Annotated in this window: 22 protein-coding genes and 1 pseudogene; 3 read left to right on the forward strand and 20 right to left on the reverse strand. The window is 44.9% G+C overall.

Annotated features, from left to right (window positions below; all coding sequences use genetic code 11):
- Window positions 1-118: 118 nt before the first annotated feature.
- Complete coding sequence (pdaB, locus tag K3G25_RS18960) at window positions 119-883, forward strand: polysaccharide deacetylase family sporulation protein PdaB (RefSeq protein ID WP_014416762.1); 765 nt, start codon at window positions 119-121, stop codon at window positions 881-883.
- On the opposite strand, the gene kbaA is transcribed toward pdaB, so the two are convergent.
- Window positions 884-1,480, reverse strand: a complete 597-nt coding sequence (gene kbaA / locus K3G25_RS18965; protein WP_014416761.1) for a KinB-signaling pathway activation protein — start codon at window positions 1,478-1,480, stop codon at window positions 884-886. It abuts the gene before it with no gap.
- A 107-nt stretch (window positions 1,481-1,587) separates the two neighbouring features.
- Here kbaA and gerD point away from each other — a divergent pair, with 107 nt between their 5' ends.
- Window positions 1,588-2,145 (forward strand): spore germination lipoprotein GerD, encoded by a 558-nt coding sequence (gerD, locus tag K3G25_RS18970; protein WP_014304224.1) that lies wholly within the window; start codon window positions 1,588-1,590, stop codon window positions 2,143-2,145.
- A gap of 31 nt (window positions 2,146-2,176) precedes the next feature.
- On the opposite strand, the gene K3G25_RS18975 is transcribed toward gerD, so the two are convergent.
- From K3G25_RS18975 to K3G25_RS18985, 3 genes are all read right to left on the reverse strand, one after another.
- Window positions 2,177-3,229 carry an Mrp/NBP35 family ATP-binding protein gene (locus K3G25_RS18975; protein ID WP_007410418.1) on the reverse strand — a complete coding sequence of 351 codons (1,053 nt, stop codon included), beginning with the start codon at window positions 3,227-3,229 and terminating at the stop codon, window positions 2,177-2,179.
- Between the two features lie 79 nt (window positions 3,230-3,308).
- Window positions 3,309-4,022 carry an N-acetylmuramoyl-L-alanine amidase CwlD gene (cwlD, locus tag K3G25_RS18980; protein ID WP_014416759.1) on the reverse strand — a complete coding sequence of 238 codons (714 nt, stop codon included), beginning with the start codon at window positions 4,020-4,022 and terminating at the stop codon, window positions 3,309-3,311.
- A gap of 60 nt (window positions 4,023-4,082) precedes the next feature.
- Entirely contained in the window at window positions 4,083-4,526 is a 444-nt protein-coding gene (locus K3G25_RS18985) for a DUF2521 family protein (RefSeq protein WP_095061646.1), read from the reverse strand.
- Window positions 4,527-4,656: 130 nt separating this feature from the next.
- Here K3G25_RS18985 and K3G25_RS18990 point away from each other — a divergent pair, with 130 nt between their 5' ends.
- Window positions 4,657-5,130, forward strand: a complete 474-nt coding sequence (locus K3G25_RS18990; RefSeq protein ID WP_109566638.1) for a DinB family protein — start codon at window positions 4,657-4,659, stop codon at window positions 5,128-5,130.
- 13 nt (window positions 5,131-5,143) lie between these two features.
- On the opposite strand, the gene K3G25_RS18995 is transcribed toward K3G25_RS18990, so the two are convergent.
- The 16 genes and pseudogenes from K3G25_RS18995 to K3G25_RS19070 all read right to left on the reverse strand — a co-directional run bounded on the left by K3G25_RS18995 (window position 5,144) and on the right by K3G25_RS19070 (window position 14,882).
- Window positions 5,144-5,911 carry a class I SAM-dependent methyltransferase gene (locus K3G25_RS18995; RefSeq protein WP_007410414.1) on the reverse strand — a complete coding sequence of 256 codons (768 nt, stop codon included), beginning with the start codon at window positions 5,909-5,911 and terminating at the stop codon, window positions 5,144-5,146.
- Window positions 5,912-6,048: 137 nt separating this feature from the next.
- Complete coding sequence (rpsI, locus tag K3G25_RS19000) at window positions 6,049-6,441, reverse strand: 30S ribosomal protein S9 (protein ID WP_003225846.1); 393 nt, start codon at window positions 6,439-6,441, stop codon at window positions 6,049-6,051.
- A gap of 20 nt (window positions 6,442-6,461) precedes the next feature.
- Complete coding sequence (gene rplM, locus K3G25_RS19005; protein WP_003225844.1) at window positions 6,462-6,899, reverse strand: 50S ribosomal protein L13; 438 nt, start codon at window positions 6,897-6,899, stop codon at window positions 6,462-6,464.
- Between the two features lie 159 nt (window positions 6,900-7,058).
- The gene (truA, locus tag K3G25_RS19010; RefSeq protein ID WP_014416756.1) at window positions 7,059-7,802 is read right to left on the reverse strand and encodes a tRNA pseudouridine(38-40) synthase TruA; all 744 of its coding nucleotides are present in this window, start codon (window positions 7,800-7,802) and stop codon (window positions 7,059-7,061) included.
- A 12-nt stretch (window positions 7,803-7,814) separates the two neighbouring features.
- A complete protein-coding gene (locus K3G25_RS19015) occupies window positions 7,815-8,612 on the reverse strand; it encodes an energy-coupling factor transporter transmembrane component T family protein (RefSeq protein ID WP_014416755.1) in 798 nt (265 codons plus the stop codon).
- Complete coding sequence (locus K3G25_RS19020) at window positions 8,609-9,478, reverse strand: energy-coupling factor ABC transporter ATP-binding protein (RefSeq protein ID WP_014416754.1); 870 nt, start codon at window positions 9,476-9,478, stop codon at window positions 8,609-8,611. The genes K3G25_RS19015 and K3G25_RS19020 overlap by 4 nt, the downstream gene beginning before the upstream one ends.
- Complete coding sequence (locus K3G25_RS19025) at window positions 9,454-10,299, reverse strand: energy-coupling factor ABC transporter ATP-binding protein (protein ID WP_007615256.1); 846 nt, start codon at window positions 10,297-10,299, stop codon at window positions 9,454-9,456. The genes K3G25_RS19020 and K3G25_RS19025 overlap by 25 nt, the downstream gene beginning before the upstream one ends.
- A 131-nt stretch (window positions 10,300-10,430) precedes the next feature.
- On the reverse strand, window positions 10,431-10,793 hold the full coding sequence (rplQ, locus tag K3G25_RS19030) for a 50S ribosomal protein L17 (RefSeq protein ID WP_003156550.1): 363 nt from the start codon (window positions 10,791-10,793) through the stop codon (window positions 10,431-10,433).
- Window positions 10,794-10,870: 77 nt separating this feature from the next.
- A complete protein-coding gene (locus K3G25_RS19035; RefSeq protein ID WP_003156549.1) occupies window positions 10,871-11,815 on the reverse strand; it encodes a DNA-directed RNA polymerase subunit alpha in 945 nt (314 codons plus the stop codon).
- A 176-nt stretch (window positions 11,816-11,991) separates the two neighbouring features.
- Entirely contained in the window at window positions 11,992-12,387 is a 396-nt protein-coding gene (gene rpsK / locus K3G25_RS19040) for a 30S ribosomal protein S11 (protein WP_007410409.1), read from the reverse strand.
- Between the two features lie 20 nt (window positions 12,388-12,407).
- Complete coding sequence (gene rpsM, locus K3G25_RS19045; protein WP_003156545.1) at window positions 12,408-12,773, reverse strand: 30S ribosomal protein S13; 366 nt, start codon at window positions 12,771-12,773, stop codon at window positions 12,408-12,410.
- Window positions 12,774-12,795: 22 nt separating this feature from the next.
- Window positions 12,796-12,909: a 50S ribosomal protein L36 gene (rpmJ, locus tag K3G25_RS19050; RefSeq protein ID WP_003156543.1), complete on the reverse strand. Its 114-nt coding sequence runs from the start codon at window positions 12,907-12,909 to the stop codon at window positions 12,796-12,798.
- Between the two features lie 33 nt (window positions 12,910-12,942).
- Window positions 12,943-13,161, reverse strand: a complete 219-nt coding sequence (infA, locus tag K3G25_RS19055; protein ID WP_003156508.1) for a translation initiation factor IF-1 — start codon at window positions 13,159-13,161, stop codon at window positions 12,943-12,945.
- A pseudogene (locus K3G25_RS19060) lies at window positions 13,139-13,373 on the reverse strand (RNA-binding protein); the annotation flags it as partial. The gene infA and the pseudogene K3G25_RS19060, both read right to left, overlap by 23 nt.
- Window positions 13,374-13,485: 112 nt before the next feature.
- The gene (map, locus tag K3G25_RS19065; protein WP_007410408.1) at window positions 13,486-14,232 is read right to left on the reverse strand and encodes a type I methionyl aminopeptidase; all 747 of its coding nucleotides are present in this window, start codon (window positions 14,230-14,232) and stop codon (window positions 13,486-13,488) included.
- Window positions 14,229-14,882, reverse strand: a complete 654-nt coding sequence (locus K3G25_RS19070) for an adenylate kinase (protein ID WP_007410407.1) — start codon at window positions 14,880-14,882, stop codon at window positions 14,229-14,231. The genes map and K3G25_RS19070 overlap by 4 nt, the downstream gene beginning before the upstream one ends.
- Window positions 14,883-14,886: the final 4 nt, after the last annotated feature.

Here is a 14,886-nt window from a genome sequence, read left to right on the forward strand (position 1 = left end):
TGCATTCGTTGAGTTTAGCAAGTGTTTTTTTCATTTTTTTAAAACGTATTTTGTTATATTCATCTCCGCCGCGGCATACGATGTAATCAAGCATGGACAAGATAAGGAGGCGTCATCAGTGAATCACTTCTACGTGTGGCACATCAGAAGGATAAAACAGCTGCTTATTATTATCATTGCCGCATTTGCAGCAGCCAGCTTTTTTTATATACAGAGAGCCGTCCCCCTTCCTGTATTTTTAACTGATAGCGGCCCGAAGGCTATTTCAAAAGGGGAGACGAAAGCGGGCGAAGTCGCATTAACATTCGATATCAGCTGGGGCGACGAAAAGGCGGTTCCTATTCTGAACGCGCTAAAAGCAAACGGTATTAAAAACGCCACTTTTTTTCTGTCAGCTTCTTGGGCGGAACGGCACCCGGACACAGTTGAACGTATGGTAAAAGACGGACATCAAATCGGCAGCATGGGATATGCGTATAAGAATTATACGAACCTAGAGGACAATGAAATAAAAAAAGATATCCTCCGGGCCCAGACTGCATTTAAAAAGCTGGGTGTGAAGAATGTTCATTTACTCCGCCCGCCGACCGGACAATTTAATAAAAAGGTTCTTACCATTGCACAGAAGTACCACTATTCAGTGGTTCATTACAGCGTTAACTCGCAGGATTGGACAAATCCCGGCCCTGATAAAATCATTGAAAATGTAAACAGTCATATAAAAGGCGGCGACATTGTCCTGCTGCACGCCTCTGATTCAGCAACACAGACTGAAGAAGCGCTCCCCGCCATTATTCACAATTTAAAGCAAAAAGGACTGAAAAACGTGACAGTCGGCGACCTGATCGCAAATACTGACGTCAAGTCATCAGAAGTGAAATAACTACCTCTGGGCAAACTTCGGCAGCATTAGCAGCTGAAACGCATTGCAGCCCATCAGCGGAATCAGCATTAAATAAAGCCAGTCCTCATTATTCACTCGTAGCGCGGGAACCCATTCAAGCGCTGTAATAACGACCATTAAAAATAATGATGAAACGAACGTATTTTTTGAGGACTGCTTTTGTTTTATATATGCCGTCAACAGGCCGACGGCAAGCAGAGCCAGCGGCAGCCAGACAAACCCCGCAATCGAGTCATCCCGCTCTCCGAAAAACAAAAATCTGACGTACATTAAATCAAAAGCGACAAACAGAATGATAAACAGCTGAAGCAGATTCCAAAGCGAGCTTGATCTGAGAATTTCAAGGGCAAACCGGTGCACCGTCAAAAAAACGAAGAATCCCATCTGGCTGATCACACTGAAAATCATGCCTACCCCGATAAACCAGATCAGAACGGAGAAAATCTGACCGGCATCAAAATTCAGGAAGAACCCCTTGTACTCCCCCCACTTCAGAGCAAATCCCACGACGCTTGTAATAAGAGCGCCCACAGCTAAAATCGAAAAGAAAAATCGAACAAGCCCGCGGCTTTTCATCTCTTATTCATCCCCCTGACAATCGCGTTCAGCGATATTTTGTTATGTATAAATCCATTCCGATGAATCATATTAAAAATAAGTACAAGTAAGGAAGGAGCTTATGCATGTCAAAAGCCAAAACGCTATTGATAAGCTGTTTTATTGTATTATCTGTAACAGCTTGTGCTCCAAAAGACCAAGCAGCGGATATGGATTATGACCAGACTAAAAAAATGGTTGTTGATATATTAAAGACAGATGATGGAAAAAAAGCAATTAAGGAAATATTAAATGATGATGCGATGAATGAGGCATTGGTGATTGATCAAAATGCCATTAAAGGCACAATAGAGAAAACCCTCACCTCTAAAAAAGGGGCGGAGTTCTGGAAAACCATCTTTGAAGACTCAAAGTTCGCCGAGAGCTTTGCAAAAACTCTTCAGCCTGAGCATGAAAAAATCATAAAAAAACTGATGAAAGACCCTGATTATCAGAAAAGTTTTATGCAGATCATGCAGGACCCCGGCATGGATAAAAAATACTATGAGCTGGTGAAAAGCCAAAAGTTCCGCAGTTACTTAGAAGATGTAATTACAGAGACACTTTCCAGCCCGCTTTTCAAAAAGCAATTCGAGGATGAATTGAAAAAAGCAGCTTCAAGCTCTGAAAAAGAAAGCCAATAAAAGGCCGGGCCGTGTTGATCCCGGCCCTTTTTTATTCAGCTGTTTTTTCAATGACTTTCTGGGCGATCCCCATATAAATTTCCCCGATCGGATGACTTCTGTCATAGACAGAAGGCGCAAACTGGTCCTTGTCCCAATCAGGCTGTTTTAAAGGAATTCTGCCAAGCAGCGGCACTTGCAATTCCTCTGCAAGCTTATCTCCCCCGCCTTGACCGAACACATATTCTCTCTCGCCGGTTTTTGCACTTTCATAGTAAGCCATATTTTCAATGACCCCTACAACTTCATGATCGGTCTTAATCGCCATAGAACCCGCTCTCGCCGCTACAAATGCGGCTGTAGGGTGCGGCGTTGATACGATAATCTCTTTGCAGCTCGGAAGCATCGTGTGTACATCGAGCGCCACATCACCCGTGCCGGGCGGCAGATCAAGAACGATATAGTCAACCTCTCCCCAGTCAACTTCATGGAAGAAGTTATTCAGCATCTTGCCCAGCATCGGCCCTCTCCACACAACCGGAGCGTTTTCTTCGACGAAAAAGCCCATCGACATAACCTTTACTCCAAATCTTTCGACAGGAAGCAGTTTTTCTCCTTCTACTGTCGGGCGAACTGTAATACCCATCATGTCGGGCACGCTGAATCCGTATATATCCGCGTCGATCAAGCCGACTTTTTTTCCGAGCCGCGCAAGAGAAATGGCCAGGTTGACGGAAACCGTTGATTTGCCGACACCGCCTTTTCCGCTTGCCACCGCAAGAAAGACCGGCGGGTGTTTCCTATTCAGCAGGGTTTCGCTTTCAGCAGCCGGCCGGCTGAATTTCGCCAATGTTTCTTCCGGCAGCTCTTCAAACCGCAGTCCGACAGTTTCCGCACCCGCTTCTTTCAAAACGGATACGATTTCCTGCTGAATACCCATCTGTTCAGCCGTCCCCGTTTTTGCCAATGCAATTTTTACACTGACATGCCGTTTTTCCGGCTTGATCTTTACTTCTTTAATGGCATCCAATTCTCCCAGCGGTCTATGAAGAAAAGGTTCGCGCATGTTTCCGACTATATTTCTTACTTCATCTTCTCTTATCATCGAACCCTCACCCTTTGTGTATTCGTTTACAAATGGTATTATACCATATATTAAACATAGAATCGGCGAAAAACCCTCCTTACTCGGGAGGGTCTCCTTTCTCTGTGAAGTATCTCAATACGCCCTTATACACGGAAGAAGCGATTTTGTCCTGATATTTGGGCTGTCCGAGCCTTTTCGCTTCCGCGGGATTGGACAGAAATCCGATTTCCACCAGCGCGCCCGGTTTGGTTACATTCTGCATTAAGTAAATGCCGTGTATCCGTTTCGCCTTTCTCGTTGTATTCTCCAAATTGATTCTCAATTCGTCCTGTATATATTTTGCCACTTTTTCATTTTCTTCGTATTTTCCATAGTAGAAGCTTTGGGCGCCGCTCCATCTCGGTGACGGTATGGCGTTCAGATGAATGCTGATATAAAGCTCCGCCTCTGAACGGTTGATGATTTCCACGCGCTTTCTCAGATCTTCCGCTTTGCGTCTGCTGTAGCCTTTCGTCCCTTCAGGAGCTAAATCAGTATCCGTCTCCCGCGTCATAATGACCAAAGCTCCCTGCTCCTGCAAATAGTCTCTTACCCTGGAGGCCACTTCGAGAGTAATGTCCTTTTCAAGGTGACTGCCTCCCGTGGCGCCTCCGTCCGGCCCGCCGTGTCCCGGATCGAGATAGATGATTTTTCCGCTCAGCGGCAGACTCCACGGCCGCCAGGAATCATCATTATGGAATTGAAACCGGAATAAACACAATAATATGATAAAGCCAAGTAAAAAACCGAGCCATTTCAGCTTTTTTGCCATACCTTTCCCTCCCGCTTGTCCCCGTTATTAATAAGTATGGGACAAGGGAAGAAATTATGATTACCTCATACGGAGCTTACATTGTTTTTCTCTTTGCAGAAATCCTTCCGTCCACCAGCTGTTGATAAACTGGCAGGACGCTTCATAGATTTCTTTTTGTTCAACGGAAGAATATTGCTCATGCGTCCAATTGCAAAGATATTCAAAAAAATCGACCGTCAGTTCTTCCTCTTCTTCAGCCGAACGGGCGTTTGCCCTCTGCAAAGACTCACCATAATAGCCAAAGACGCCGAACCGGCCGCCTAATAAATACGCTTCAATTGCAAAATCTATGCATCCTTCACTCAGAATGCCGTTTTCGTCTTGAAGAAAGGGAAACAAAGGGGTAAGACATGCTTTTACGGACTGAATGATCTGCGTCAGTGACAGCTCCTTTAGTAAACTCTTCTCAAGCTCAAAATCCTTCTGCCGTTTCACGTCTGAAAAAGATAATACTTCTGCCATTGCCAGCCACGCTCCTTTTTACTGTTATTTTGAAAGGAAAAGGGAAAAAGCATGCTTTGTTGATAGTGGAAATCCTCCCAAATGAAGGAGTTTTATGTTAACTGGAAGAAGAAAGAGCTGAGGTGACGTTATGAAAAAGCTGTTTCAATACAATTGGACGGTGCGTGACGAGTGGTTTATGATATGTGAAAAGCTGAGCCGGGAGGAACTGACGAAAACCCAGACGGGCGGAATGGAGAGCATCTTGCGGACTTTATTTCATATCATTGATGCCGAGATCAGCTGGGCTCGTGCCATTTTAGGTAAAGATGATGTTTTACCTGCTGAGTCTGACTATACGAGCATTCAGGATCTCAGAAAGCTGTCTGAACAGTATCGGGAGGATGTCATTCATGCGGTCTCCCGCAAAGGACCGGATCTTGTTACGCCGGACTGGATGGACCAAACCTTTCCTAAAGAAGATATTCTCCGCCACATCCTTGCGCATGAGATTCACCATATGGGACAACTATCGGTTTGGGCCAGAGAAATTGGAATAGAACCGGTTTCGGCTAATGTGATCAGCCGTCCGCAGGAAAAAGCCGCAAAAAAACAGCACCTCTGACGGGATGCCGTTTTTATATTTTAATGCTTCTTGTTACGGAGTATGTATTAATGTATTCATCCAGCACGAGGCCGCCTTTGTCCTCGTAAAAACCGGCAACCATAAAGCCTGCGTCAATCTGACCTTTAATTTGATCCTCCAGCGTATGGCCGAATTCAAGCGCTTCATGATTATCAATAAGTTCCTTTACCTTTTTCTTACTCAGATCTTTTTCATCCGAAAACGGAATGGAATACTTTACTTTTAGTACGCCTTCCTGCTCTAAATCCATATCAAATAAGAACACGACGGGATTTACAAAACCGGAGACTAAAGACCCGCCTTTTTTCAATACGCGATGAGCTTCTTTCCATACAGGAAGAACCGTATCAACAAAGCAATTCGATACCGGGTGCACGATAAAATCAAATGACTCATCATCAAAACAGCTCAGATCATTCATGCTGCCTTTGACAGTCCGAAGCGTAAGATCGTCCCGCTCGGCAACCATTCTGTCTTGCGCAAGCTGTTTTTCCGAATTGTCAAAGATGGTGACATCCGCTCCTGCAGCAGCCAGGACCGGGCCTTGCTGTCCTCCTCCTGAAGCGAGACAAAGAACCTTCAGACCGTCTATGGGCGGAAACCAATCCGCCGGCACATCTTTTCCGGGGGTCATCCTGATGCTCCAATTGCCTTTTTTCGCTTCACCAATCGTATGAGAATCAACCGCAACCGTCCATTCATTGCCTGTTTCGACTTTTTTATCCCATGCCTTGCTGTTATGTATGACTAACTTATTCATTATAACTGCGCTCCTTATTGGTAATGAATAGAGTATAACAAACAATTCTAGAAAAACATCGGATAACCTCTTGAATATGAGAAAAAAATACAAAAAAACCACAACCAAGAAGTTGTGGTTTTTGCAATCCAAAACGATTAACGTTTTGAGAACTGAGGTGCACGACGAGCGCCTTTAAGACCGTATTTTTTACGTTCTTTCATACGAGCGTCACGAGTCAGAAGACCAGCACGTTTAAGTGTTGCACGGTATTCTGGATCTGCTTCAAGCAAAGCACGAGCGATACCATGACGGATTGCTCCAGCTTGACCAGATAAGCCGCCTCCATGTACGTTTACTAAAACATCATAAGTACCAGCTGTTTCAGTTAAAGTTAATGGTTGTTTGATATCTTCGATTAGAGCTGGAGATGGAATGTGCTCGCTGATTTCACGATTATTAACGACGATACGACCTTCTCCTGGAACTAAGCGCACACGCGCTACAGAACTTTTACGACGGCCAGTACCGTAATATTGAACCTGTGCCAAATTGGTAACCTCCTTTTTAATTAACCGCGAAGTTCGTAAACTTCAGGTTTTTGTGCTTCATGTGGATGCTCAGAACCACGGTATACGTTCAATTTTTTGAACATTTGACGACCTAGAGAACCTTTTGGAAGCATGCCTTTGATAGCAAGCTCAAGCATTTTCTCAGGGTAGTTTGTACGCATTTCAAGAGCTGTTCTTGATTTTAATCCGCCTGGATGTTGAGTGTGACGGTAGTAGATTTTATCAGTTAACTTTTTACCAGTTAACTCGATTTTTTCAGCGTTGATGATGATCACATGATCTCCAGTATCAACGTGCGGTGTGTAAGTCGGTTTGTGTTTCCCGCGAAGGATAGATGCAACTTCTGTAGAAAGACGTCCTAGAGTCTTGCCAGCAGCATCAACAACTAACCACTTGCGTTCAATAGTACTTGCGTTAGCCATAGGTGTTGTACGCATTGAATTTCCCTCCTAAATGATCTGTCATTTTCAATAATCTTCGATTACGTTCTATTTCACAACACAATAAGTTCCGGGGCTTATCGTGGGGTTGAAATACATACCATATGATATCTTATAACTTTATGCAGACTCTGTCAAGAAAATGTTACACCTGGTTTAGTTGTCATAGCAAACGCTCCATAAATACAGCCCGTGCCCCGGTGCGGTGCGCCCCGCGGCTTCGCGATCCTTCGCTTCGAGCATTGCTTTTACATCATCGGGAGAAAATTTTCCAGCTCCTGTATCCAATAATGTTCCGGCAATGATTCTGACCATATTATAGAGAAAACCGTTTCCGGTGATCCGCATCTGCAGGCCGTCTCCGGTCTCAGTCCAATCCAGCTCGTAAATCGTTCTGACTTTATCCTGAACCGCGGTATCAGCCGCGCAAAAGCTTGTGAAATCATGTGTCCCGATGAGGTGCCTTGAAGCTTCCCTCATTTTCTGCACATTAAGCGGATATGCAAAATGGTAAGCGTAATGTCGTTTAAATACGTCCGGGTGTTTCTCCGTATATACAAAGTAGCGATATTCCTTTTGGACCGCGCTAAATCGTGCATGGAACCCATCATCCGCAATCTCTGCTGTTTTGACGGCAATATCATCAGGCAGCAGGGCATTGAGCGCAAACGGCCATTTCTCAGCCGGAATGGACAGCGGCGTATCAAAATGAATGACCTGCCCGGCAGCATGAACATCGCTGTCCGTGCGGCCGGATGAGTAAACAGGCACTCTGCCGTCCGTTTTATGGATGACGGCCAGGGCTTTTTCCAATTCACTTTGAACGGTCCGCTTTCCAGGCTGAACCTGATATCCGTTAAATAAATGCCCGTCATAAGCAATGGTACATTTCACTCTCATTCAGCAGCACCTCTAACTTCTTAAGAAAAACAATAACACGGCTAATACGATGATGAGCAGAATAGCTCCGGTATCCTTTCCGGTCCAGACGAGCTTTCTGTATTTCGTTCTCCCCTCACCGCCCTGGTAGCCTCTCGCCTCCATGGCGACCGCGAGCTCTTCCGCGCGTTTAAAGGCGCTGACAAACAGCGGGACAAGCAGCGGAACAACCGCTTTGATTCTGTCTTTCACCGGGCCGCTTGTAAAGTCCGCACCCCTTGCCATTTGCGCCTTCATGATTTTATCTGTCTCTTCCATCAATGTCGGGATAAATCGCAACGATATCGACATCATCAATGCGAGTTCGTGTACGGGCAGCTTCACCTTTTTAAAAGGATTCAGGAGCTGCTCCATTCCATCCGTTATTTCAATCGGCGTTGTTGTCAGCGTCAGCAGCGTCGTCATAAAGATAAGGTAAACGAAACGGAGGGAGATAAAAATCCCCTGTATAAGTCCGCCCTCATACACTTTAAACCAGCCAAGCCGAAAAATGACAGATCCTTCATGTGTCATGAAAATGTGTAATAAAAAGGTAAACGCCACAATCCAGATAATCGGCTTAAGCCCCTTCAGCAAAAAGCTGAACGGCACGCGTGTTAAGGCAATCACCCCGAATGTAAACAAACCGAGCAAAGCGTACGTCTGTACGTTGTTTGCTAAAAAAACGATACATACAAAAAGAAAGATGCTGACAAGTTTTGTTCGCGGGTCCAATCGGTGAATAAGCGATGATCCGGGAACATACTTTCCGATAATCATGCTGTCCATCATTGGTCCTTTTCCTCCTGAAAGAAAGCCTTAATTTCACTGGCGGCATCCTGCAGGGTCAGCATGGGTTTCTCATACTTGACTCCGAGAGCCTTCTCAAGCCGTCTCTGAAACTTTACCGATTCAGGAAGATCCAGTCCCATTTCGGCCATCTCTTCACCTTTTACAAACAAGTCACGCGGACTCCCCGTCGCTTTAATGGTTCCTTTGTGCATGACGATCATTTCGTCAGCATAGCGGGCGGCGTCCTCCATGCTGTGGGTGACGAGAACGGTAGTCAGGTTTCCCCGCTGATGAAGCGCATAGAACATGTCCATAATGTCCTGGCGCCCTCTCGGATCAAGACCGGCCGTCGGTTCATCCAAAACCAGCACTTCCGGCTCCATCGCGAGAACGCCGGCAATCGCCACTCTGCGCATCTGGCCGCCGCTGAGCTCAAATGGTGAACGATCCAAAATGTCTTCCGGAAGGCCCACAAGCCCCAGCATTTCTTTTGCTTTCCGTTCAGCGTCTTCTTTTTTTACACCGAAATTCATCGGTCCGAATGCGATGTCCTTCAGCACAGTCTCTTCAAACAGCTGATGTTCGGGAAATTGGAAAACGATTCCGACTTTTTTTCGCAAAGTCTTAAGGTCTTTATTCTTTTTACCGGCTGCCAGAATCGTGCTCCCGAGTTCAAGCTGTCCTTTAGTCGGTTTCAGCAAACCGTTTAAATGCTGCAGGAGCGTCGATTTGCCCGACCCTGTATGCCCGATGACGGCAACGTAACTGCCCTCTTTTATCACGGCATTGATATCATACAGAGCAAGCCGTTCAAACGGTGTTTTCATTTGATAGCGGTGTTCTACATCTTTGATTTTAATGTCCACAGCTCATTCACCAGCCCTTCCTGAGTCAGATGGTTTTTCGTTAACGCCAGTCCGCTTTCTTTCAAAAGCAGGCTGAGCTGGAATGAGAAAGGCAAATCAAGACCGATGCGAACCAAGTCTTCGTTTAATTTAAAAATCTCTTCAGGCGTGCCCTCTGCATATTTCCTGCCGCCGTTCATCACAATGATCCTGTCCGCCCTTGCGGCTTCTTCCAGGTCATGTGTTATCGAAATGACGGTGGCCATGCCCTGATCTTTTAAGCGTCTGACAGTATCAAGGACTTCTTCTCTCCCAATCGGGTCAAGCATGGATGTCGCTTCATCCAAAATCATAATATCAGGACGCGCGGCAATAATTCCCGCGATCGCCACTCTTTGTTTTTGACCTCCGGAGAGATGGTGCGGCTCTTGATCAAGAAAATCCTGCATATTGACTTGTGTGACAGCCCAATCTACTCTCTCAATCATTTCTTCGCGCGGAACACCATTGTTTTCTAAACCAAAAGCCACATCATCGCGAACAGTCGTTCCGACAAATTGGTTATCGGGATTCTGAAAGACCATCCCTATTTTTTTTCGCACATCCCACACGGTATCCTCAGTCAGCTTGATGCCGCCGACTTCAATTTCTCCGGCCTCAGGCAAAATCAGCCCGTTCAACGCTCTGGCCAAAGTCGACTTCCCTGAACCGTTGTGGCCTACGATAGCAAGCCATTCTCCTTCGTATACCTCCAGACTCACACCGTCCAGCGCCGGTCTTTCTGCATCTTTGCGGTATCGGAATAGAATGTCTTTTACGGATATAAGCTGTTTTTGATCCACGGGCGCCTGACCTCCTCTCAGCTATAGCTCTGCTTTTCTGTCTCATGATAAAAAGTTCTGATATCTAAAAAAAGGGCATAGATCCAGTTAGAAACTGTCCCGCCCTTCTTTAGATACACAAAAATATGTGATTAAACCAATTCGATGATTGCCATTGGTGCACCGTCACCACGGCGAGGACCAAGCTTCATAATACGTGTGTATCCGCCTTGGCGCTCCTCGTAACGAGTTGCAATGTCAGAGAATAATTTTTGAAGTGCATCTTGGTTATTTTCTTCATTAGCAACCTCGTTGCGAATGTATGCAGCAGCTTGACGACGAGCATGCAAGTCACCGCGCTTACCAAGAGTGATCATCTTTTCAACAACAGAGCGAAGTTCTTTCGCACGTGTTTCAGTTGTTTCAATTCTTTCGTTGATGATCAAATCTGTTGTAAGATCACGAAGCATAGCTTTACGCTGTGAACTCGTACGTCCTAGTTTTCTGTATGACATGTGATGTCCCCTCCTTTAATGGAATGCTGTTTCTAAATAAAAAACACACGAAAATCCTAGTTCACATGGAAACTAGATCAATCGTCTTTGCGAAGGCCGAGTCCAAGTTCTTCTAGTTTCGCTTTCACTTCTTCAAGTGATTTGCGTCCCAGGTTGCGAACTTTCATCATATCTTCTTCCGTCTTGTTCGCAAGTTCTTGAACCGTGTTAATGCCCGCACGCTTCAAGCAGTTGTAAGAACGGACAGAAAGGTCAAGTTCCTCAATCGTCATTTCAAGAACTTTTTCTTTTTGGTCCTCTTCTTTTTCAACCATGATTTCAGCATGCTGAGCTTCGTCAGTTAAACCGACGAATATATTAAGGTGTTCAGTTAAAATCTTTGAACCGAGAGCAATTGCTTCCTTCGGTCCAGTGCTTCCGTCAGTCCAAACATCAAGTGTAAGTTTGTCATAGTTTGCAACCTGGCCTACACGAGTGTTTTCTACCTGATAAGATAAACGAGAAACTGGCGTAAAGATTGAATCGATCGGAATCACGCCGATAGGCTGATCGTCTCTTTTGTTCGAATCAGCAGGTGTATACCCACGTCCTCTTTGTGCAGTAAGGCGAACTCGGAAACTCGCATTCTCACCAAGAGTCGCGATATGAAGATCCGGATTAAGGATTTCAACATCGCTGTCGTGTGTAATATCAGCTGCTGTGACAGTTCCTTCGCCCTGTACATCAATTTCAAGCGTCTTCTCTTCATCAGAGTAGATTTTCAATGCAAGCTTTTTAATGTGCAAGATTATCGTTGTAACATCTTCCACAACGCCTTCGATTGTCGAGAATTCGTGCAGTACACCATCTATCTGGATCGATGTTACAGCGGCACCAGGGAGTGAGGATAAGAGGATACGACGTAAGGAGTTACCCAGAGTTGTACCATATCCACGCTCAAGCGGCTCTACGACAAACTTACCAAATTTGGCATCGTCGCTGATTTCAACCGTTTCGATTTTTGGTTTTTCAATCTCGATCATTACTTAAAACCCTCCTTCAAAACGTCGAAACCTCGAATAGAATCATATGAGATTCCATCCGAAATTCCCCATTGTTTAGTCCCGTATGTGCTCAGGCAACGAGTCGGTGCATTCGTTTCATAAATAACTGTATCATAACCCATTATTGACAGGGACACAAAATCTATACAAACAAATTACACGCGGCGACGTTTTGGTGGACGGCATCCATTATGAGGAACAGGAGTTACGTCTCTGATAGCTGTAACTTCAAGTCCGGCAGCTTGTAAAGCACGGATTGCAGCTTCACGGCCAGAACCTGGTCCTTTAACAGTTACTTCAAGAGTTTTAAGTCCGTGTTCGATTGAACCTTTAGCAGCTGTTTCAGCAGCCATTTGCGCAGCAAAAGGAGTAGATTTACGAGAACCTCTGAATCCTAGAGCTCCGGCACTAGACCAAGAAAGAGCATTACCATGAGTATCAGTGATCGTAACGATCGTGTTGTTGAAAGTTGAACGAATATGAGCGATTCCTGACTCAATATTCTTTTTCACGCGACGTTTACGCGTGTTTTGTTTACGAGCAGCAGCCATTGTTTAGGTACCTCCCTTACTTATTTTTTCTTGTTAGCTACAGTACGACGCGGACCTTTACGAGTACGCGCATTGTTTTTAGAGTTTTGTCCGCGAACAGGCAAACCTCTGCGATGGCGGATTCCGCGGTAGCTTCCGATTTCGATCAGACGCTTGATGTTAAGAGAAACTTCACGGCGAAGGTCACCTTCTACTTTCAGTTTGTCAATAACATCACGGATTTTACCAAGTTCTTCTTCAGTAAGATCACGCACACGAGTATCTTCAGAAACACCAGCCTCTTTCAAGACTTGCTGAGCCGTTGTGCGGCCAATTCCGAAGACATATGTTAAAGAAATAACAACACGTTTGTCACGTGGGATATCTACACCAGCAATACGAGCCATTCTCTGGGCACCTCCTTATTAATTATCCTTGTTTTTGTTTATGCTTTGGATTTTCACAGATCACCATTACTTTTCCTTTTCTGCGAATAACTTTACATTTCTCGCAGATTGGTTTAACTGATGGTCTCACTTTCATGTGTTTCCAACCTCCTTCAGTTTCCGGAGTGCTTTATTTGTAACGGTACGTAATCCTGCCACGAGTTAAGTCATATGGAGATAATTCTACCGTAACTTTGTCTCCAGGTAAAATGCGAATGAAGTGCATGCGGATTTTACCAGATACGTGAGCCAAAACCGTATGGCCATTTTCGAGTTCAACTTTGAACATCGCGTTTGGCAGAGTTTCGACAATCGTACCTTCCACTTCAATTACATCGTCTTTCGCCATTCAAGTGTTCTCCCTTCTTCAAATCAGTAACTTGCTCTCTGACAAATTTCAAAAGAGAAAATCTCAGTTATCCGTTTGTCACACGCCCTGTTTCGTTTATACTGTTCTGAACTTCCGGAGATACGCAATCATAAAGGGTGAATGATTGATATTCTTTTTCTAAGGAGAATGAAATGTACGCTTTTCTCCGTCTGCTTTAGTACACGATGATGAATCTTCATTCCGATGACAGCAGCTAGCCGTTTTTTCTTCCGACCAATTGTAAACCTACAATCTGCCCAGGTGCGGAATGAAAAACATATGTCATGGAATTCATTTCATCATCTAGACTTTTGTCAGTATATCAAAACCCGTTTCCGTAATCGCAATCGTATGTTCAAAATGAGCACACTTTTTCCCATCTACCGTTACAACCGTCCAGTTATCAGCCAATGTTTTCACATATCGGCTGCCAGCGTTAACCATCGGTTCTATAGCGAGAACCATACCAGGCTTCAGCCTAGGTCCTTTGTTTGGCGGACCGTAATGAGGAATTTGCGGATCCTCATGCAAGTCTTGACCAACACCATGTCCGACATACTCCCTAACAACTGAAAACTGCTCATTTTCGACATACGTTTGTATTGCGTGGGAAATATTCGACAAACGTTCACCTGGTTTTGCTTCCTTCAAGCCTTTATATAAAGACTCCTCTGTCACTTCCAGCAGTCGTTTATCATCATCACTGATGTTTCCTACCGGATATGTCCAAGCAGAGTCACCATGATAACCATTTAATTTAGCACCGATATCAATGCTGATAATGTCACCGTCACGCAAAACCCTTTTACCGGGAATTCCGTGAACGAGTTCTTCATTAACTGATACACAAATGCTCCCGCGAAACCCATTATACCCCTTAAAAGATGGGATTGCACCCTGCTTCTCAATAAAACGTTCGGCAATTTGATCCAATTCTTTTGTCGAGATTCCTGGTTTAATGTGCTTTTTCATCTCTTCATGAGTCAAAGCCACGATTCGCCCTGCTTCCCGCATGATACCAAGCTCACGAGGGGTCTTACAGATAATCATTTGCTCAATCCTCCAAGAAGCTCTTTCACATCTTTGTACACGTCGTTAATGTCCTGCTGGCCATTGACGTTGACAAGATACCCTTTCTCAGAATAAAAATCGAGTAAAGGCTGCGTCTGCTTCATGTTGACCTCAAGCCGTTTTGAGACGGTTTCCTCATTATCATCTGCCCGTTGATAAAGGTCTCCTCCGTCTTTATCACAAACACCCGGCGTTTTCGGCGGATTGAAAACCAAATGATAGGTTGTGCCGCAAACACTGCAAATTCTGCGTCCAGTCAAACGTTCCATTAAAGAGTCTTTGTCTACTTTAATGTTAATGACATAATCAATCGGCTTGCCGTATTCCTCAAGAATGTTTTCAAGAGCTTCAGCCTGAGCGACTGTTCGCGGAAATCCGTCCAGAAGAAAACCTCTTTCACAATCATCTTTGCCGAGTCTTTCTTTGACAATGCCGATTGTGACTTCGTCCGGTACGAGCTCGCCTTTATCAATATAAGACTTTGCTTCGAGTCCGAGTGGTGTTTCTTCTTTCATAGCAGCACGGAACATATCTCCCGTTGAGATATGAGGTATCCCATAATCCTCAACAATTCGTTCTCCCTGTGTGCCTTTACCGGCTCCAGGAAGTCCCATTAAGACTAAGTTCATTCGG

Origin of the sequence: Bacillus sp. FCW2 (assembly GCF_021228595.1) — a bacterium.
GTDB classification, from domain to species: domain Bacteria; phylum Bacillota; class Bacilli; order Bacillales; family Bacillaceae; genus Bacillus; species Bacillus velezensis.